Here is a 20,367-nt window from a genome sequence, read left to right on the forward strand (position 1 = left end):
GACTTCAAGGAAACATGTTCATGACTGATGCCATTCGTTACGAAAAAGGTCAGGACCAGATCGTGGTCCTGACCATCGATATGCCGGGCCAGAGCGCCAACACCATGAATGCGCTGTACCGCGAGGCCATGGCTGGCTGTGTCGCGCGGCTGCTCGCCGAGCAGGACAGCATCGCCGGGGTAATCATCACCTCGGCCAAGAAGACCTTTTTTGCCGGCGGCGACCTCAATGAATTGATCAAGGTCGGCAAACCCGAGGCCAAGGCGTTCTACGCCATGGTCCTGGAACTCAAAAGCCAGCTGCGCAGCCTGGAGACCCTGGGTAAACCAGTGGTCGCGGCGATCAATGGCGCGGCGCTGGGCGGTGGCTGGGAAATCTGCCTGGCCTGCCATTACCGGGTCGCCTTGGACCACAGTGCGGTGCAGATCGGCCTGCCGGAAGTGACCCTCGGCCTGTTGCCAGGCGGTGGCGGAGTGGTGCGCATGGTGCGCCTGCTGGGCCTGGAGAAAGCCCTGCCATACCTGCTTGAAGGCAAGAAAGTCCGCGCCCAGAAAGCATTGCAGGCCGGGCTGATCGATGAGTTGGCGCTGGATCACGCTGACATGCTGGCCAAGGCCCGCGCCTGGATCCTGGCCAATCCGGCGGCGGTGCAGCGCTGGGACGTCAAGGGTTACCAGATCCCTGGTGGCACGCCGGCCCATCCCAAGGTCGCGCAGATGCTGGCCATCGCCCCGTCGATCCTGCGCAGCAAGACCCAGGGTTGCCTGCCGGCCCCGGAGAAAATCCTCTGCGCGGCCGTCGAGGGCGCCCAGGTGGATTTCGCCACGGCACAGTTGATCGAAACCCGTTACTTCACCGAGCTCACCACCGGCCAGGTGGCGAAGAACATGATTGGTACCTTCTGGTTCCAGCTCAATCAGATCAATGCCGGCGGTTCGCGGCCGGCGGGTTTTGCGCCGTACCAGACACGCAAGGTCGGGGTGCTCGGTGCGGGCATGATGGGCGCCGGCATTGCCTACGTCAGCGCGGTGGCGGGCATCGAGGTGGTGCTCAAGGACATCAACCTGGCGGCAGCCGAGAAGGGCAAGGCTCATTCGGCGACATTGCTCGAGCAGAAAGTCGCCCGCGGCCAGTTGAGCGCCGAGCAGCGCGACGCCACGCTGGCACGGATCACGCCCACCGAGCAGGATGCCGACCTGGCCGGTTGCGACCTGGTAATCGAAGCGGTGTTCGAAGACCGCGAACTCAAGGCCCGAGTTTCGGCGGCCGCCCAGGCGGTGGTCGGTGCCGACGCGGTGATCGCCTCCAACACCTCGACCCTGCCCATCGGCGGCCTGGCCCGGGCAGTGCCGGACCAGGGCAAATTCATTGGCCTGCACTTCTTCAGCCCGGTGGAAAAAATGCCCCTGGTGGAAATCATCAAGGGTGCTCACACCAGCGATGAAACCCTGGCCCGGGGCTTCGATTTTGTCCTGCAGATCAACAAGACCCCGATTGTGGTCAACGACAGCCGGGGGTTCTTCACTTCGCGGGTATTTGGCACCTTCACCAACGAAGGCATTGCCATGCTCGGCGAGGGTATCGCCGCGCCCATGATCGAAACCGAGGCCCGCAAGGCCGGGATGCCGATTGGCCCCCTGGCGATCTCCGACGAGGTCTCCCTGAGCCTGATGAGCCACATTCGCCAGCAGACCGCCAAGGACCTGCAAGCCGAAGGCAAGCCATTGCCAGAGCATCCGGCGTTTGCCGTGATCGATCTGTTGCTCAATGAGTACAAGCGGGCGGGCAAGGCTGCTGGCGGTGGTTTCTACGACTACCCGGCCGGCGCGCCAAAACATCTGTGGGCGCAATTGAAAACCCGCTTCGAGCAGACGGATGGGCAGATTTCGCCACAGGATGTGCGCGATCGCCTGTTGTTCGTGCAGGCCATCGAGACCGTGCGCTGTGTGGAAGAGGGCGTGTTGATGTCGACGGCCGACGCCAACATCGGTTCGATCTTCGGTATCGGCTTTGCCCCGTGGACGGGCGGGGCACTGCAGTTCATCAACCAGTATGGGCTCAAGGATTTTGTCGCCCGTGCCCGCTACCTGGCCGAGCAGTACGGTGAGCGCTTTGCGCCGCCGGCGCTGTTGCTGGAAAAAGCAGCCAAGGGCGAGCTGTTCTGAGGCGGTGAGGGCGCATCTCGGGGCTTGCCTTGCCAGGGTGTTTCAAGGCAGGCTCTGGGGTGTCAATTATTCCCATCATCGTGTCAGGTATTTTTTATGTCGCTACGCATCTGCATTCTGGAAACCGACATCCTGCGTCCAGAACTGGTCGATCAATACCAGGGTTACGGGCAGATGTTCCAGCGCCTGTTTTCCCAGCAACCGATCGCCGCCGAGTTCACCGTGTACAACGTAATGCAGGGCGAGTATCCGAGCGACGACCTGACATTCGACGCCTACCTTGTCACCGGCAGCAAGGCCGATTCGTTCGGCACCGACCCCTGGATCGAAACCCTCAGGACTTATCTGCTGGCGCGCTATGAGCGCGGCGACAAGCTGCTGGGCGTGTGCTTCGGCCATCAACTGCTGGCACTGTTGCTGGGTGGCAAGAGCGAGCGTGCGAGCCAGGGTTGGGGCGTGGGTATCCATAACTACAAAATGGCGGCCAAGGCCCCCTGGATGAGCCCGGTGCGCGAGGAGCTGACACTGCTGATCAGCCACCAGGACCAGGTCACCGCGCTACCGGAGAACGCCACGGTGATTGCTTCCAGCGATTTCTGCCCCTTTGCGGCGTATCACATCAACGATCAGGTGTTGTGCTTCCAGGGCCATCCCGAGTTCATCCACGACTACTCGCGGGCGTTGCTGGACATTCGCCAGCAGTTTCTCGGCGAACAGATCTACCAGCAAGGCGTGGCCAGCCTCGACCAGGACCACCATGGCAGCACCGTGGCCGAGTGGATGATGCGGTTTGTCGCGCACAAGCCTGACGCCCAGGCGTCCTGAGTACGACGTTAGTGCGGGGGTGGTTTAGTCCCACCCTCAGCCTGAATCGGTACTGAACGGCTGGGGAATCGCCCCGCATAATCGGCCATCAAGGTTTACCCTGCGCAACGCGAGGCGTAAGCTGCGCGCGTTTTCAACCTTTACGGAGACCCACAGTGGGTACTTGTTCGAGCGACAGTCGTCGGCCGGTTACGATAACCGGCACCTTCTCGGCAAGATAACGCGCAACCCGCTTGGGCCGTTGTCTCGCCGATAAACAGCGAGCAGCGGTTTCCTCCGGTCAAGGCCAGTCCTGGCCGACGTGTGACACCCCTCTCATCGACACTGAACAGCCTGTGTTGGCCACCTTGGGTGGACCAGACCCGCTGTCGACACGCCAGTCTTTTGCCCGGCGCGTCACCCCTGTCCCGGTTGGTTTGCGGGGCAGCGCTCGGTCGTACCGGCTTGAGGGTCTTCCTGCACTTGGCAACCCAGTCAGGAAATCTACCTATGCAAGCACTCAACAACATTAATCTCGACTCACTGGTCGACACCTTGGTCAGCCTCAGCGCCGCCTTCATCCTGGGTGGGCTGATCGGCTTCGAGCGCCAGTACCGCCAACGCACGGCGGGCCTGCGCACCAACGTACTGGTGGCCGTTGGCGCGGCGATATTTGTCGACATGGCCAACCGCCTGGCCGGCGCCGAGGGGGCCGTGCGGGTGGTGGCCTATGTGGTTTCCGGGATCGGCTTTCTCGGCGCCGGGGTGATCATGCGCGAGGAGGGCAATGTCCGCGGCCTGAATACCGCCGCTACCCTCTGGGCCTCGGCGGCAGTCGGCGCCTGTGCCGGCGCTGACCTGGTGCTCGAGGCGCTGCTGGGCACCTTGTTCGTGTTGGCGGCGAACACTTTGCTACGGCCGATCGTCAATAACATCAACCGCCAGCCGCTGGATGTGGTCTCGGCCGAAGTGACCAATATCGTCTATGTCATCGCCCAACGCTCTCGGCAAAAAGCCGTGTTGGCCCTGCTCGAAGCTGAGCTGGAACGCAGCAACTACCCGGCCAGCGACGTCGACGTGCACGCCTTTGGCAGCGATGAAGTGGAGATCGAAGCGACCCTGGCCACCACCTCGGTGGACGGCGACGAACTGGACGCCCTGGTGGCGCGCTTGAGCCTGTCGCCGCTGGTGCAACAAGCCTTCTGGAGCCCGAGCACCACCGAGTGATGGCGCCACCGCGTGCACTGGGCGGGGAATGTTGCGGCCAGACGGGATATCATGGCGTTTTGCTTGGTCTGCAGGGGTCCCCATGTACAAGGCACTGATCGTGGACGATCACCCGTTCATTCGGTCTTCAGTGAGGGTGCTGCTGGAGCAGGAACAATTTGCCGTGGTGGCCGAGGCGGGCAACGGTGCCGATGCCGTGCAACTGGCGCGCGAGCACGTGCCCGACCTGGTGTTGCTGGACATCGCCATGCCCAAGCTGGACGGCCTGGAGGTCATCAGCCGGATCAGCGCCCTGCGCCTGCCGATCAGAATCCTGGTGCTGACCTCCCAGGCCCCGCAGTTCTATGCCATGCGCTGCATGAAGGCCGGTGCTGCCGGCTACCTGTGCAAGACCGATGACGTCGGCGAACTGCGCAAGGCCATCGCCGCGGTGATGCACGGCTACACGTTTTTCCCCAACCTGGCCGACAGCTCGGTACGCCGCAGCGACGGCCAGACCAGCGAACTGGAGCTGATCCAGAGCCTGACCGACCGGGAACTGAGCATCCTCCAGCAACTGTCCAACGGCTTGAGCAACAAGCAGATCGCCGAGGCAATGCTGCTGAGCAGCAAGACCGTGAGCACCTACAAGACCCGCCTGATCGAGAAGCTCAACGTCAAGTCGGTGGTGTACCTGGCGGACTTCGCCAAACGTAACAACCTGCTGTAGATGAGGTCCATGGGAAGGTACCTGGGCGCGCTCGGCGTCGTGCTCCTGTCGCTCGCGAGCAGTCTGCTGGCGGCCGAGCCCTTGACCTACAAACTGCTGGGACGCTCCACGGTCGAGGGTTACCAGGTCGAACTCGACGACAGCGACCGGCAGTGGTTGCACAAGCAGGGCACGCTGGTGCTCGGGGCATCGGAGCCTGAGTACCCACCGTTCGGAATCACCAGCAATGGCCGCGATTATGAAGGCATCACCGCCGACTATGCGCACCTGCTCGGGCAATTGCTGGGAGTCGAGGTCAAGGTCCGCAGCTACGGCTCGCGGGGCGAAGTGATCGCGGCACTCAAGGCGCGCCAGATCGATTTTCTTGGCACCTCCAACGGCTTCGAGGTCGCCGACCCGCAGGTGGTGCTGTCCAACGCCTATGCCGATGACCAGCCGACCCTGGTCAGCCGGATCGATGCTCCCCGGGAAGTCACCCCAGACCTGGCGGGCAAGCGTCTGGCCATGGTCTATTACTACCTGCCTCCCGACCAGGTGCAGGCCTTCTACCCCAACGCGCAGTTGCAACTGTACCCCTCGACCCTGAGTGCGATAGGCGCGGTCGCGTTTGGCCAGGCGGATGTCTACATCGGCGACGCCATCGGCGCCAACTACCTGATTCTGAAAAACTACCTGAACAACGTGCAGTTGGTCGATTTCTCGCGCATGGAGGTCAACGATTTTTCCTTCGCCCTGGCCCGGAACAACCCGCGTTTGCTACGCCTGATCAATGCCGCATTGGCCGCTATACCCGCGGAAGAACGGCAGACCATCCTGCGGCGTTGGAATGCCGGCAGCGCCAGTCTCTCGGGGAAAAATCGCGTGCAATTCACGGCCAGCGAACAGCGCTGGATGGACGCTCACCCCCGGGTGCGGGTGGCCGTCGACAGTAGCTTTGTACCGCTGTCGTTCTACAGCAGCGAGGGTGAGTTTCGTGGGGTAACGGCTGATCTGCTGGCCAAGATCAGCCTGCGCAGCGGCTTGAAATTCGACATTCAACGAGGCTTTGCCGTGCCTGAGCTGGTCCAGCGGATCGAATCGGGCCAGGCCGATCTGCTGGTGTCCCTGACCGCGAGTGCCGAGCGAGAAGGCAAGCTGCGCTTCACCCGTCCTTATCTCAATACCCCCTACGTGCTGGTCAGCCGCGCGACCGACAACGCGGCGGCGACCCTGGATGAACTGGACGGTCGGCGCTTGGTCCTGACCCAGGGCAGCGCCGTCAAGGACATGATCGCCGCGCGTTATCCGGGCATTCAGCTGCTCGAGGCAGACAACGCCCTGAAGGCCATGGCGATGGTGGCCAGCGGCGAAGTGGATGCTGCGGTCAGTGCGTTGATTACCGCGCGCTACATGATTTCCTGGCAGTACCGCGACCAATTGCAGATCACCAGTACCGTCGGCACGTCTGCGGCTTATATGGCCTTTGCCACCGGGCGCGAGGCGCGGGAGCTGCATTCGATCCTGGACAAGACCATGTTCAGCATCCCCCCGGAAGAAATGGACGAACTGACCAATCGCTGGCGCAGCGAGGTGGTGGTCGATGACAGTTACTGGCTGCGCTACCGTTCGACGATCATCCAGGGTTTTGCCATTGCCGGCCTGCTGTTGGTGGTGGCGCTGGTGTGGATCGGTTACCTGCGTCGCCTGATTCACAAACGCGAGCAGGCCGAACAGGCGCTCGGCGATCAACTGGAGTTCATGCGCGTGTTGATCGACGGTACGCCGCACCCGATCTATGTGCGCGATCGCCAGGGCTGCCTGATGGTCTGTAACAACGCCTATTTGCAGGTGTTCGGGGTTGAGCGCGAGTCGGTCGTCGGCAAGACCGTGATCACCGGCAAGCTCAAGAGCGTGGTCGAAGCCAGGGTTTTCCACGAAGAGTATCTGCAGGTGATGGCGCAGGGGTTGCCGCGAGTGCTCGATCGGCAGTTGACCCTGTCGGCCACGGATGTGCGCACCATCTATCACTGGATGCTGCCCTACCGGGGCAGCACCGGCCAGGTCAAAGGCATTATCGGTGGCTGGATCGACGTCAGCGAGCGCCAGCAGTTGCTGGAACAGTTGCGCGAAGCCAAGGACGAGGCCGACGCGGCCAATCGGGCCAAGACCACCTTCCTGGCGACCATGAGCCACGAGATCCGCACCCCGATGAACGCGGTGATCGGCATGCTCGAACTGGCGATGAAAAAGGCTGAGCAAGGGATCATGGACCGCTTTGCCGTCGAGGTGGCCTCAGGCGCGGCGCGAGGCCTGCTGGAGTTGATCGGCGACATCCTCGACATCTCGCGTATCGAGTCCGGGCACCTGTCGCTGGCGCCCGAGCGCGCCAATCTGCGCGCCCTGGTGGAGTCGGGTGCACGGATTTTCGAAGGACTGGCCCGTCAGAAGCAGTTGCACCTGCACCTGGAGGTGGATGCCGCCGCCAACCAGGATGTGCTGGTCGACCCGCTGCGCTTCAAGCAAATCATTTCCAACCTGCTGAGCAATGCCATCAAGTTCACTGAAAAGGGCCAGGTGCGCCTGCGGGTGCAGGTCACGCCGGGCGATGACGGCCAGGGGCTGACGGTGCTCGTACGGGTGGAAGATTCCGGCAGCGGGATTTGCCTGGCAGACCAGCAACGCCTGTTCAGTCCCTTCAGCCAGGCCAGCAACAACCTGCAGTCGGCGCGCAGCGGCTCCGGCCTGGGCTTGATGATCAGTCGCACGCTGTGCGAGATGATGGGCGGCACGCTGCAACTGTCCAGTGTACTGGGCCAAGGCACGCAGATTGAGGTGGGCCTGCACTTGCCAGTTCTCGAACCCCTGGCTACCGCCCTTGAGGACAAGGAAGCGCCCGCGGCGCAGGGCCAGGAGCTGAATATCCTGGTGATTGATGACTACCCGGCCAATCGCCTGTTGTTGTCCCAGCAACTGACTTACCTGGGGCATCGGGTCAAGGAAGCGCAGGACGGCGCCCACGGCTTGTGTGTCTGGCGCAGTCAGCATTTCGATGTGGTCATCACCGACTGCAACATGCCACTGATGAACGGCTATGAACTGACCCAGGCGATTCGTGCCGAAGAGCGCGCCAGGGGCATTGAGCCCGGTCTGATCCTGGGCTTCACGGCCAACGCGCAGCCGGAGGAAAAAGTCCGTTGCCGCGAGGCCGGGATGGATGGCTGCCTGTTCAAGCCCATCAGCCTGCGGGACTTGAGTGCGTGCCTGGCGTCCGTGGCCCCGGATACCTTGCCGGTCCCGACCCTCGAGGAGCGTCGCGAGCCCACCGATGCCATCGACCTGGACAACCTCGAACAGCTGACCCGCGGTGACCGCACGGTTATCCGCAACCTGCTCGGGGACCTGGCCAGCAGCAACGAAGAGGACATGTCGCGGCTACTGAAGTTGTTCACCCGTCATGATGTCAACGGTTTGGCAGACCTGGCGCACCGGGTAAAGGGCGGGGCGCGGATCATCAAGGCGCAAGGGCTGATTCACTGTTGTGAGCGTCTGGAGGCGGCCTGCGAGGAGTTCGATGAAGCGCAACTGACGGCTGCAGTAGATGCATTGCAGCAGGCCATGGAGCGCCTGGGCGAAACCCTGGAGCAACAGGTGGGCTGAGCGGCAAGGGGGGCAGCGCGATTGCGAGGGCAAATGGGTAACTCTGGGAAATTTCCTACAAGTTTTAGGACGTTTCCTAATTAAGTTCAGGAAGCGGGCGGTGATAATCAGGTGTCTTTTTTACGCAGCGGGCCGCCCAAATGATACTGCCGATCAGGGTTCTGGTACTTGAGGATCACCCCTTTGTCCGCGCTGTAGCGGTCAAGATGCTCACGCAATTGGGCTGCGAGGCGGTATTCCAGGCCAGTGATGGCGAGCAGGCGCTGGCGGTCCTGGATGAAGTAGGTGCCGTGGACATTGCCCTGTGTGACCTGTGCATGGAGGGTATGGATGGCCTGGAGTTCTTCCGCCAAGTCGGGCAATCCGGGTTAGTCGGCTCGATCATCATCAGTAGTTCACTGTCGGCGGACCTGCGCCGCGCGGTGCGGCAGATCGTGGCGTTGTCGGGGCTCAGGCTGCTGGGGGATGTCGGTAAACCCTTGCATCCGCAGGCGCTGGGCCAGTTGCTGGAAAAACACCTGATCAGTCCCCGGGAAGAGCGAGTGCCACAGCCAGCACCGCCGCCAGTCTGTGCCAACGAAGTGCGCCACGCCCTGCACGATGGTCAGTTCCAACCCTACTACCAGCCTAAAGTCGACCTGTTGAGCGGCGCAGTCTGTGGCGTGGAAGTGCTGGTGCGCTGGAATCACCCGTTTCGTGGGCTGCTGTCGCCCGTAGCGTTCCTGCCGGAGCTTGAGCGTGCCGGCTTGCTGGATTCGCTGTTGTTCACCCAGATCGACCAGGCCCTGACCCTGCAACGCCAGGCGCGCGAGCAGGGCTTTGCGGTCAACGTTGCGTTCAACTTGCATGCCCAGCAATTGGCCAATCCGCAACTGGTCCCCACCATCCGCGGCATTCTGGCGCTGCAGGGCACGCCAGGTTCGAGCCTGACCTTCGAACTGACCGAAAGCGGCCTGCTGGAAGCCCCGGCTACCAGCCTTGAGAGTCTGGTGCGCTTGCGCATGATGGGCTGCCAGCTGTCGATCGATGACTTCGGCGCCGGCTTTTCCTCGTTGCAGCGCCTGTGCCAACTGCCGTTCAACGAGATCAAGCTGGACGCCGAGTTCGTTCGCACATTTGAAGATCAGCCGCGTTGCCGGGCAGTGATCAGCAGCACCCTGGCCCTGGGGGAGGCCTTGGGCATGTCGGTGGTGATCGAAGGGGTCGAGACCGAGCAGCAGCGCCAGCAGTTGCTTGATTTGGGCTGTACCCAGGCCCAGGGCTATCTGTTTGCCCGCCCCATGAGCGGACCCGATCTGTTGCGCTGGCTGCAGGCGTCTGCGCTCGCGCAACAAAAAACCTGATCGAGAATGGAACTGTTTCTTTAGGAATAGTCCTACAGAAACGTCGCGATGTTGCCCTTAGTCTTGCAGCCTCTTGAAAGGGCTGGTTAAAGACCGGTCGCATTGTCTTTGCAGAGTTAGTCACCATGCCAAATAAAGCCTTACGCATCCTGATCGCCGATGAGCAGCATTTTCATCGCATGAAAATCGAACGTGGCCTGAACCAGCTCGGTTACTACCGGATTGCTCCCGTGCACTCGCTCGAAGAACTGCTGATTGTGGTGGAGTACGGCTGCGAGCCCTTTGACCTGGTCATCCTCAATGCCAACCTGACCACCAGCGGCGGGCTGGACCCGCTGGGTTTGTGCCAGGACAACCTGCAGATCCGTCATGCCTTGATCTACGATGCCGAGCAGGCCGGGCTGCCCACCCTGTATGCCGTTGCACAGCGCAAGGTGCGGCTCCACCAGGCCCGTCTACCCGACCAGGAAACCCTGGAGAGCCTGATGCGGCGGGTCGATACACCTATTCCACTGTCCGAGCGTGGACATGGCTGGCCGCGTGACAGTTTGCGCGCCTGAATAGCCTTGAACTGGACTACCGTTCGTCGGAACTGTCAGATCTGACAGGTAGTCCGGGCGTTATCCCCCGTGCAATAGTCTTGGCGCAGCCGTAGCGCCTGCGTTGGCGCACGCCGTGTACATCAGGAACTATCCATGAGCTCACTGTTGATCATCGATGATCATCCGGTAATTCGTGCCGCTCTGAAAATGATGCTTGGAGCCCTCAAGGACGCCCGCGACCGGCCGGTCTTCACGACCATCCTGGAGGCTTCCAGCGGGATTGAGGCCCTGCAGATGATTCATCAGCACGCGCCCTCGCTGCTGGTGCTCGACCTCAATATGCCAGGGCTCAGCGGGCTGGACTTTCTCAGTCGCCTGCAGCGTGAACAGATCCCTACGCGGGCGGTGGTGTTCACCGCCAACGAACCGCGGTTTTACATGGAGCGCTGCACCCGGGTCGGTGCCATGGGCTTCGTCGAAAAAACCAACGACCTGCAGGAGCTGCGCAAAGCTGTTCAAGCGCTGCTCAGTGGCTACACCTATTTCCCTCAGCTGGATACCAGCACGGTCAATCTCAGCAGCGTGCAACTCGACGAGCAGAAGATGATCGACACGCTCTCGGACCGCGAGCTGAGCATTTTCCAGGCGCTCGCCCGGGGTGTTAGCAACAAGGAAATCGCCGAGCGCCTGCACCTGAGCCACAAGACCGTCAGCACCTACAAGACCCGCCTGATCGATAAACTCAACGTGAAATCCCTGGTCCACTTGAGGGATTTTGCCAAGCGCAATCATCTGATCTGAAGGGCCATCGACATGCGCGCCTGGCTGCTGCTGTTGACGTTGCTCAACCTGTGCTGGTCGGTGAACAGCCCTGCCGCCGGACCGCAACCCTTGCAGTTGTTGGGGCGCTCGAGTGTCGAAGGTTATCGGGTCGAGCTCGCGGCAACCGACTGGCGCTGGCTGAGGACCCAGGGCCGTTTGCGGTTGGGCGCTTCGGCGCCGGATTACCCACCTTTCGAAAACACGATCAATGGCGATAATTTCGAGGGTATCACCGCCGATTTTGCCGGGTTGATCGGCCAGTTGCTGCATATCCGGGTGGAAGTCCAACGCTACGATTCGCGTCAGGTCGTGATTGCCGCGCTCAAACGGGGCGAGGTCGATCTGCTGGGGGCGGCCAATGGTTTTGAAGCGGCCGACCCGCAGTTGGTGATGTCCCGCGCCTATGCCGAGGATGCGCCCATCCTGGTGACCCGCCGGGGCGACAATGCGCGCCTGGCCCCCGATCTGGCGAACCTGCGGGTGGCGATGCTCGACCATTACCTGCCGCCGCAGACTATCCGGGCCGCTTATCCCAAGGCGCACCTGGAGTTGTATCAGTCGACCTTGAACGCAGTCGGCGCGGTGGCGTTTGGCGGAGCGGATGTGTACCTGGGAGACTCCATCAGCGCCAGCTACCTGATCAACAACCACTACCTGAGCAACGTGCAACTGGCTCAATTCGCGCGGCTGGAAGTCAACCCGTTCGGCTTTGCCCTGAGTGTCGACAACCCGCGGTTGCGGCGCATCATCGACGCCGCGCTGGCGGCGATTCCCGAGCAGGAGCGCACCAGCATCCTGCGCCGCTGGAGCGCCGGCAGCAGTTTTGGCGACAACCAACAGGTGCAGTTGAGCGCGAGCGAGCAGCGTTGGCTGGAGCAACACCCCCAGGTCAAGGTTGGCTTCCTGCGCAACTTCGCACCGCTATCGTATGAGGACGAAAATGCACAGTTTGCCGGGCTCGGCGCCCAGGTCCTGGACCGTATCAGCCTGCGCACCGGGCTGAAATTCCAGGCGCTGGCGGGTGACTCCCTCGGTGGCCAGATCGCCCGGCTCCAGGCCGGCGAGCTGGACGTACTGGCCGGAATCACCCCGACCCTCGAACGCCAGGCCTTGGTGCGGTTCACTCGACCCTATCTGATCAACCCTTATGTACTGGTCTGCGCGATCGGCAACCAGCCCCCGGTCACGCTCAAGGATCTGGCGGGCAAGCGGGTGGCGGTGGTCAGCCGCAACCCGCAACGCGAGCTGATCCGCAGCCAGGCCGCCAACGTGCGCTTCATCGAGGTCGACAGTCCCGCCCAGGCGATGGCGCTGGTGGCCAGCGGCGGGGCGGAGGCGGCGTTGAATACCTTGATCAGCGCGCGCTACATCATTGCCCGGCAATACCGTGACCAGCTTCAGGTGGCCAGTACCGTGGGCGCCGAACCGGTGCACATCAGCTTTGCCACGCAGCGTGGGGCGGTTGAGTTGCAGTCGATCCTGAACAAGGCGTTGCTCAGTATTGCGCCGGAAGAAATGGACGAGTTGGCCAACCGCTGGCGCACTGGACAGCCGGTCAACGACAGCTATTGGGCGCGCTATCGCACCCCGATCATCCAAGGTTTTGTGGCCGCCAGCCTGTTGTTGCTGCTGGCGCTGGGCTGGATCACTTATCAGCGGCAGTTGATCCGCAAGCGGCAACTGTTGCTGGATCAAGTGCAGCAGGCCCGGGCCGACGCCGACGACGCCAACCGCGCCAAGAGCACCTTCCTGGCAACCATGAGCCATGAAATCCGCACGCCGATGAATGCGCTGATCGGCATGTTGGAGCTGGCGAGCAAAAGTGCCGAACAGGGGGTGACCGACCGCGTCGCGATCGAGGTCGCATCGAATGCCGCGCAGCACCTGCTGGAGCTGATTGGCGACATTCTCGACATCTCGCGGATCGAGTCCGGGCATTTGACCCTGGTGCCGGAGCGGACCAACCTGCGGCTGCTGGTGACATCGTTGAGTGCAGTTTTCGAAGGCCTGGCGCGGCAGAAAAACCTGGAGTGGCAGGTGGAACTGGACGTGCACTGCCAGCGTGATGTGTTGATCGACCCGATGCGTTTCAAACAGGTTCTGTCCAACCTGTTGAGCAACGCTATCAAGTTTACCCACGCCGGCTACATTCGCCTGAGGTTGCGGGTGGTACCAGGCAATATTGCCGGGCATGTGGCGGTCAAGGTGCTGATCGAGGACAGCGGAATCGGCATCAGCGCCACTGACCAACAACGCCTGTTCAGCCCCTTCGTGCAGGCAGCCCAGGGCTCGCAGCACGGGCGCAGTGGCTCGGGCCTGGGCCTGGTGATCAGCCGCTCCTTGTGCGAAATGATGGCGGGGCAACTGCACCTGAGCAGTGTACTGGGCAGTGGTACCCGGGTCGAAGTCACCCTCGACTTACCGACGCTGCCATCCTTGAGCGAGTTGCCGCCCAGCAGCGACGTGCCGACAGCGGAACCAGGGCGCTCGTTGAAGGTGCTGGTGGTGGATGACTACCCGGCCAATCGCCAGTTGCTCGCCCAACAACTGAGCCATCTGGGGCATCAGGTGCAGGTCGCCAACGATGGCGCGCAAGGGCTGCAAGCCTGGCGTGATCAGGCGTTCGACGTGGTCATCAGCGACTGCCACATGCCCGCGCTCAACGGATATGAATTGGCCGCCGCGATCCGCGACGAAGAGCACCGCCTGGGTTTGCCTTGCTGCCTGATCCTGGGCTTTACCGCCAACGCCCAACCCGAGGAAAAGATCCGTTGCCTGGAGGCCGGGATGGATGATTGCCTGTTCAAGCCCATTGGCCTGCGCGACCTCAGTGCCGCCCTTGCGCGGGGCGCACTCAACACCGACGGGCCGTTGTCGCCTGTGTCAGTCGGTGATGCCGCGGCTGGTATCGACCTCAGTGGGCTGCGGCTGATGAGCGGGGATGATCCAGCGATGATCGACGCTCTGCTGGTGCAATTGGCGGCCAGCAATGCCGAGGACATGGCGCGGCTGCAGGAGCTGCATGCACAAGGCAATGTGCCGGGCTTGCTGGAGCTGGCTCACCGCATCAAGGGCGGGGCAATCATGGTCAGGGCTTGGCAACTGATTCACGGTTGCGAGCTGCTCGAGTCCGCCTGCCAGGAATCCGCCGGCAGTGCGGCCCTGGAGCAGGCGGTGCAAGATCTGGGGTCGGCTATGCGGCGTCTGGACCAGTCCCTCAAAGGCTGAGCCGCGCGAGTTAATCCCAGTCCGGAGCAATGCCTTTGGGCCAGCCTTGCTCCTACGCGATGTCGCTGTGGCTGAATTCTTCTCCCAGGAAGTCGATCAGGGCGCGCACCGACGGCAACAAACCGCGACGCGACGGGAAGATCGCATGGACAATCCCGCACTTGGGCGCCCAGCCCGGCACCAGTTCGATCAGGCGCCCGGCGGCCAGGTCGTCGCGTACCACCACGGCCGGCAGATGAGCAATTCCCAGGCCTTGCAGGACGGCCGTGCGCAGGGCGATCAAATCGTCGGTTACCAGGCGCGGATGATGGCGGATCAGCGCAGTGGCGCCTTCCGGGCCGAACAGCTCCCACTGGTATTCCCGTTGCGCCGCGCCCCAGTGCAGGCTGGGCAGTCCGCTCAGGTCGGCGGGCAGGGCGGGCGCCGACAAGCGCTGGGCAAACGCCGGGCTGCCCACCAGCACCTGGGTGCTGTTGCCTAGCACTTTCATCACCAGGTCGGTGTTTTCCAAGGGCGGAAAACGCACGCGCAGGGCGATATCAAACCCCTCGTGGATCAAGTCGACGCGGCGGTTGGTGCTCTCGATGAACAACTCCACCAACGGGTACTTGAGCATGTAGCGCGTCAGCATTGGCCCGACCCAGGAGTTGAGCAGCGCGGTCGGGCAACTGATGCGCACCAGGCCCTGGGGTTCGGAGCGATTGCGCTCGATCAGTTCGGCGGCGCTTTCCGCTTCCACGCGCATCGCCAGGCAGCGCTGGTAATAGGCCTGGCCGATTTCGGTGAGCGAGCAATGCCGGCTGGAGCGGTGGATCAGGCGCACGCCCAGGCGCTCTTCGAGCTGGGCGATACGCCGGCTGAGCTTGGATTCGGCATGTCCAAGGCACGCCCGGCCGCGGCAAATCCGCCGTGTTCAACCACCTCGGTGAAGTAATACAGGGTGTTCAGGTCTTCCACTATCGTTCCTCAAATAGAACGCTAAGAGCGATTTTTGCAGTCTATCCCATCAAAGGTGGTGGATTTAAGCTTTGTCCATGTTCTGACTCAACCCATTCGGAGGCACCATGAAAAACATCATCGGTATCTACACCAGCCCCAAAACGCACTGGGTGGGCGATGGTTTCCCGGTTCGCACACTGTTTTCCTACGACAACCTGGGCAAGCACATCAGCCCATTCCTGTTGCTCGACCATGCCGGTCCTGCGCAATTCACCCCCACCAGTGCCCGGCGTGGCGTTGGCCAGCACCCGCACCGCGGTTTCGAAACCGTGACCATCGTCTACGACGGCGAAGTGGAGCACCGCGACTCCACCGGCAGCGGCGGCAAGATCGGACCTGGCGACGTGCAATGGATGACCGCGGCCTCCGGGATCCTGCACGAGGAGTACCACTCCGAGGCGTTCGCCAAGAAGGGCGGCACCCTGGAGATGGTCCAGCTGTGGGTCAACTTGCCCGCCAAGGACAAAATGGCCGAGGCCGGCTACCAGACGATCCTCGATGCAGACATCCCCAGCATCGCCCTGAAGAACAAGGCCGGCAGCCTGCGTCTGATTGCCGGTGAGTTCGACGGTCACAAGGGGTCGGCGCGCACGTTCACCCCGATCGACGTCTGGGACATCCGCCTGAATGCCGGCAAGGTGCTCAACCTGGACCTGCACGAAGGTCGCAACACCGCCCTGGTGGTGCTGCGCGGCACGGTTCAGGTCAACGGCCAGGAACTGGTGCGTCAAGGGCAGTTGGCGCTGTTCGAACGCAATGGCGACCAACTTAGCCTGGAAGCCAACGGCGATGCCGTGGTGCTGCTGCTCAGCGGTGAGCCGATCGACGAGCCGATCGTCGGTCACGGTCCGTTCGTAATGAACAGCGAGCAGGAGATTCACCAGGCGTTCGCCGACTTCCAGTCCGGACGCTTCGGCCAGATGCAGGGTTAAGCAGTACCGGTTCAACCACCCGCTCTACACAGGATGCGTAGGCCGGTTCCTGGGCCAGGGATGGCTATTGCCTAAACGAAAGAGGAAACGCACATGAGCACCCACAACGCGGCCAACTTCAACGGCCTGAAACCGACCATCGACCCCAACGACAGCGCGCTGCTGTTGATCGACCACCAAAGTGGCCTGTTCCAGATCGTCAAGGACATGGACGTGCCGCAACTGCGTGCCAACGCCATTGCCCTGGCCAAGGCGGCGACCTTGTTGAAGATGCCGGTGATCACCACTGCCTCGGTACCTCAGGGGCCGAACGGGCCGCTGATTCCGGAAATTCATCAAGAGGCACCGCACGCCCGGTACGTGGCGCGCAAAGGTGAAATCAACGCCTGGGACAATCCTGAATTTCGCGCGGCGGTCGAAGCTACCGGCAAGAAAACCCTGGTCATCGCGGGCACCTTGACCAGCGTCTGCCTGGCGTTCCCGTCGATCGCGGCGGTGCATGAAGGCTACAAGGTGTTTGCGGTGGTCGACGCTTCCGGTAACCACTCGAAACTGGCCACTGATCTGACCATTGCTCGCTTGGCGCAAGCAGGGGTGGTGCCGATCGACATCATGGCTACGCTATCTGAGCTGCAAGGCTCGTGGAACCGTCCAGATGCCGAGCAGTGGGCGGCTGTCTACGCCCAGGCCATGCCGCATTATCAATTGCTGATCGAGAGCTACATCAAGGCTCAACAAGTGGCGAACGAACACGAAGTGCTGGACTCCCAGCGCTAACCGGGTACCCCCACGCCGACATTCACTCGGCATCGATAACACGCGAGGACTACTGCAATGACTACTTCTTACAAGCGTCTGGACAAGGATAACGCCGCCGTTCTGTTGGTGGATCACCAGGCAGGCCTGCTGTCGCTGGTACGCGACATCGACCCCGATCGTTTCAAGAACAACGTACTGGCCCTGGCCGACCTGGCCAAGTACTTCAAGCTGCCGACCATCCTGACCACCAGCTTTGAAACCGGCCCCAACGGTCCGCTGGTGCCCGAGCTCAAGGCACTGTTCCCGGATGCGCCGTACATTGCCCGTCCTGGCCAGATCAACGCCTGGGACAACGAAGACTTCGTCAAGGCAATCAAGGCCACTGGCAAGAAGCAACTGATCATCGCCGGTGTGGTGACTGAAGTCTGTGTGGCGTTCCCGGCTCTCTCGGCCCTGGCCGAAGGTTTTGAGGTGTTCGTGGTGACGGACGCGTCCGGCACCTTCAACGAATTGACCCGGCAATCGGCCTGGGATCGCATGTCGTCCTCAGGCGCCCAACTGATGACCTGGTTCGGCCTGGCCTGCGAGCTGCATCGCGACTGGCGCAACGATGTGGAAGGGCTGGGCACCTTGTTCTCCAACCACATCCCGGACTACCGCAACCTGATGACCAGCTACAACACTCTGACCAACAGCAAGTAACCTTGCCCGGGTGGCGTACCCCGATTCCGTACGCCATCCCTCACCCCCTGTAGGAGCACGCTTGCTCCTACAGGTTTTTCTGCGGTCGCTTCTTTGCCTGCCCTCAATAGCTCCTACACTGTGCCCAATCCGTGCAGTCGTCACGGCATTGGCTTGGCTGGAGTGGTTCGATGCTGTCCTTTTTTACTGATCATCCGCTGATCTGCGCCTTGGCCCTGATTCTTCTCGACATGCTGTTGTGGCGGTTGCTCAGCGCCAGTAGCAGCTATTGGAAGCTGTTGGTGCGGGTGCTGATTTTCTCGCTGTTCAGCATGGTGCTGTTCAACGAAGGCCTGAACCCGCTGCAGACCGCGCCCTGGCCGGACAATGTGCCGTTGCACCTGGCGGCGACCGGCCTGCAGATCGGCTGGTGGCTGTTCGCTGCGAGAACCCTGACGGTGCTGATCGGCGCGCTGATGATGCAGCGCGTCGGGCATACCGGGCGATTGTTGCAGGACCTGCTCGGCGCGGTGATTTTCCTGATTGCGGTGATTGCCGCGCTGGCCTATGTCCTCGACCTGCCGGTCAAGGGCGTGCTGGCCACCTCCGGGGCGGTGGCGATCATTGTCGGCCTGGCGCTGCAAAGTACCCTCAGTGATGTGTTCTCGGGGATCGTGCTCAACACCACCAAACCCTATCAACTTGATGACTGGATCTCCATCGACGGCATGGAAGGCCGGGTCATCGACATCGATTGGCGTGCCACGCGCCTGCAGACCTCCCAGGGCAGCATGGCGGTGATTCCCAACTCCCTGGCGGCCAAGGCCAAGATCATCAACTTCAGCCGCCCGAGCGACATTTTCGGCATTGCGGTCAGCGTGCAGGTCAGCCCCCATGCCCGCCCGCAAACAGTGATCGAAGCATTGGAGCGGGCGATGCAGGGCTGCCGGCAATTGCTCGCGAAACCCGCCCCCAGCGTGGCCTTGAAAAGTGCCAGCAGCAGCGGCGTGGAGTACGAGATCAGCGCTTTTGTCAGCTCCATGCTGCACAAGCGTGAAGCGCGCAATGCCTTGTTCGACCTAGCCTTCCGGCACTTGCAGGCTTCGGGTGTGAGTCTTTTGTCCAGCGCGGAAAACCAGGCACCAGAAGGCTACTCGAGGCCGCGGGCACTGCTGGAAAGCTCGAGCATATTCTCCACCCTGCGCCCGGACGAAAAAGACACCTTCAGCCAGAACATGCAGCTCGTAACCTTGCGTGCCGGCGAGATGATCCTGCCCGCGGGCGAGGTCAGCGATCATTTGTTCATCATCGAATCGGGCGTGGTCTCGGTGAGCCTCACTCGCGACGGCAGCCCGTTCGAAGCCGGGCGCATGGGGCCGGGGGAAGTGATTGGCGAAGCCGGCATCCTCTCCGATGCCTCGCTGCCGGCGGACTTTTCGGCCAAGACCTTCTGCACCCTGTACCGCATCGAGAAGGCCTACCTCAAGCCCTGCCTCGACGCCCGTCATGACATCAGCGAAGCAATCCAAGCCTTGCTCGACTACCGCCTGCACAGCGCCCAGGCCCTGAGCCAGGAAGTGCCCAAGGTACTGGCGAAGAAAGGTTTTCTACAGTGGTTGCGTCGTCGCGGGTAGCCACCTTGTCAGTGGCCTTGAGTCGGGTCGTTGATCTTCCACCAGGCAGGGCAGCCATCGGTAAATGAGTGAGCCGTAGGGGCAAGCGCTGGCTGATCGGCCTGATCAAAACCGCCGAGTAACAGGGCGACAGTCGGGGCGTCGTCGAGCGCGCCGATGGAGCTGCCGCAGCGGGCGCAGAATGCCCGGCTGGAATAGTCCGATGAGCGGAAAGTGGCGGGGAGGCCACCGGGGCCCGTCCAGGTGACATTGGCGCGGGGGAACTCGACCCAGGTCGCGGTCAGCGCTCCGCTGTGCTGCTGGCAGTTCCTGCACGAACAGGTGTGGGGATTGTCCGCAGGACCCATGGCCGCGTAGCGAATCCAGCCACACAGGCACCCGCCTTGATAACTGATGTTGGGCATGCGCACGCTCCGTGGTGAGGGTAGGCGTCAGGCAATCGGCGAGCAGAGTTCCACCAGCGTGCCGTCCGGGCAGCGCACGTAGGACACGGTTTGTCCCCAGGGTTTGTGCACCGGCACGGCGATTTCCCGGGCGCCGGCCTGCAATGCACGGGCATGGGCCGCCAGCACGTCGTCGGTGACCAGGGCCACTTCCATGCCCAGTGGTTTGGCGCTGGCGTGGGCCGAGACGTGGCCAGCGCTGAAATTCATCCCGGCCAGTTCATCGGCGGCGAAGGCCAGGGCGGTCTCGCCGGTTTCCAGTTCGCCGTAGGTGCCCGACTCATGGATGAATCGTGTGGCCAGGCCGAAGGCCGAGGAGAAGAACTCGAGGGACGCGCGAACGTCGGGGACGTAGATAATCAGGTAGCCGAACTTCATCGGTGAACACTCCTTGTTGTGCCGGTTGGCGGACGAATCTAGCACGAGACAACGCTGGCCTGCGA

Annotated in this window: 15 protein-coding genes and 1 pseudogene; 13 read left to right on the forward strand and 3 right to left on the reverse strand. The window is 62.2% G+C overall.

The genetic code is table 11. The features are described from left to right. The first annotated feature begins 20 nt into the window (after positions 1 to 20). The 9 genes from QMK50_RS22370 to QMK50_RS22410 all read left to right on the forward strand — a co-directional run bounded on the left by QMK50_RS22370 (position 21) and on the right by QMK50_RS22410 (position 14,476). Positions 21 to 2,165: a 3-hydroxyacyl-CoA dehydrogenase NAD-binding domain-containing protein gene (locus QMK50_RS22370; protein WP_320333960.1), complete on the forward strand. Its 2,145-nt coding sequence runs from the start codon at positions 21 to 23 to the stop codon at positions 2,163 to 2,165. 96 nt (positions 2,166 to 2,261) lie between these two features. Next, positions 2,262 to 2,990 (forward strand): amidotransferase, encoded by a 729-nt coding sequence (locus QMK50_RS22375; RefSeq protein WP_095167709.1) that lies wholly within the window; start codon positions 2,262 to 2,264, stop codon positions 2,988 to 2,990. Positions 2,991 to 3,479: 489 nt separating this feature from the next. Then, positions 3,480 to 4,196 (forward strand): MgtC/SapB family protein, encoded by a 717-nt coding sequence (locus tag QMK50_RS22380; protein WP_095167711.1) that lies wholly within the window; start codon positions 3,480 to 3,482, stop codon positions 4,194 to 4,196. A gap of 82 nt (positions 4,197 to 4,278) precedes the next feature. Beyond that, positions 4,279 to 4,905, forward strand: coding sequence for a response regulator transcription factor (locus QMK50_RS22385; RefSeq protein ID WP_095167712.1), 627 nt, complete (start codon positions 4,279 to 4,281; stop codon positions 4,903 to 4,905). 9 nt (positions 4,906 to 4,914) lie between these two features. Next, complete coding sequence (locus QMK50_RS22390; protein WP_320333961.1) at positions 4,915 to 8,541, forward strand: transporter substrate-binding domain-containing protein; 3,627 nt, start codon at positions 4,915 to 4,917, stop codon at positions 8,539 to 8,541. A 140-nt stretch (positions 8,542 to 8,681) separates the two neighbouring features. Next, a complete protein-coding gene (locus QMK50_RS22395) occupies positions 8,682 to 9,884 on the forward strand; it encodes an EAL domain-containing response regulator (RefSeq protein WP_320333962.1) in 1,203 nt (400 codons plus the stop codon). Positions 9,885 to 10,009: 125 nt separating this feature from the next. Beyond that, complete coding sequence (locus tag QMK50_RS22400) at positions 10,010 to 10,444, forward strand: response regulator (RefSeq protein WP_320333963.1); 435 nt, start codon at positions 10,010 to 10,012, stop codon at positions 10,442 to 10,444. Between the two features lie 135 nt (positions 10,445 to 10,579). Next, positions 10,580 to 11,227, forward strand: a complete 648-nt coding sequence (locus QMK50_RS22405) for a response regulator transcription factor (RefSeq protein ID WP_320333964.1) — start codon at positions 10,580 to 10,582, stop codon at positions 11,225 to 11,227. 12 nt (positions 11,228 to 11,239) lie between these two features. Next, entirely contained in the window at positions 11,240 to 14,476 is a 3,237-nt protein-coding gene (locus tag QMK50_RS22410; protein ID WP_320333965.1) for a transporter substrate-binding domain-containing protein, read from the forward strand. A 52-nt stretch (positions 14,477 to 14,528) separates the two neighbouring features. On the opposite strand, the pseudogene QMK50_RS22415 reads toward QMK50_RS22410, so the two are convergent. After that, positions 14,529 to 15,433 (reverse strand): annotated as a pseudogene (locus tag QMK50_RS22415) (LysR substrate-binding domain-containing protein). A 107-nt stretch (positions 15,434 to 15,540) separates the two neighbouring features. Between QMK50_RS22415 and QMK50_RS22420 the strand changes: the two are divergent. From QMK50_RS22420 to QMK50_RS22435, 4 genes are all read left to right on the forward strand, one after another. Then, entirely contained in the window at positions 15,541 to 16,407 is an 867-nt protein-coding gene (locus tag QMK50_RS22420; protein WP_320333966.1) for a pirin family protein, read from the forward strand. 93 nt (positions 16,408 to 16,500) lie between these two features. Further along, a complete protein-coding gene (locus tag QMK50_RS22425; RefSeq protein ID WP_095078858.1) occupies positions 16,501 to 17,184 on the forward strand; it encodes an isochorismatase family protein in 684 nt (227 codons plus the stop codon). A gap of 57 nt (positions 17,185 to 17,241) precedes the next feature. Then, positions 17,242 to 17,868, forward strand: coding sequence for an isochorismate family cysteine hydrolase YcaC (gene ycaC, locus QMK50_RS22430; protein WP_095167725.1), 627 nt, complete (start codon positions 17,242 to 17,244; stop codon positions 17,866 to 17,868). A gap of 170 nt (positions 17,869 to 18,038) precedes the next feature. Continuing rightward, a complete protein-coding gene (locus QMK50_RS22435; RefSeq protein ID WP_320333967.1) occupies positions 18,039 to 19,481 on the forward strand; it encodes a mechanosensitive ion channel domain-containing protein in 1,443 nt (480 codons plus the stop codon). A gap of 8 nt (positions 19,482 to 19,489) precedes the next feature. Here the strand turns inward: QMK50_RS22435 and QMK50_RS22440 are convergent, their stop codons facing one another. Together QMK50_RS22440 and QMK50_RS22445 are read right to left on the reverse strand one after the other, a co-directional pair. Next, positions 19,490 to 19,885 carry a GFA family protein gene (locus QMK50_RS22440; RefSeq protein WP_320333968.1) on the reverse strand — a complete coding sequence of 132 codons (396 nt, stop codon included), beginning with the start codon at positions 19,883 to 19,885 and terminating at the stop codon, positions 19,490 to 19,492. A 27-nt stretch (positions 19,886 to 19,912) separates the two neighbouring features. Next, positions 19,913 to 20,302: a VOC family protein gene (locus tag QMK50_RS22445; RefSeq protein ID WP_159998756.1), complete on the reverse strand. Its 390-nt coding sequence runs from the start codon at positions 20,300 to 20,302 to the stop codon at positions 19,913 to 19,915. Positions 20,303 to 20,367: the final 65 nt, after the last annotated feature.

Source organism: Pseudomonas sp. P5_152 (assembly GCF_033989915.1).
In the GTDB taxonomy this organism is placed as follows: Bacteria; Pseudomonadota; Gammaproteobacteria; order Pseudomonadales; family Pseudomonadaceae; genus Aquipseudomonas.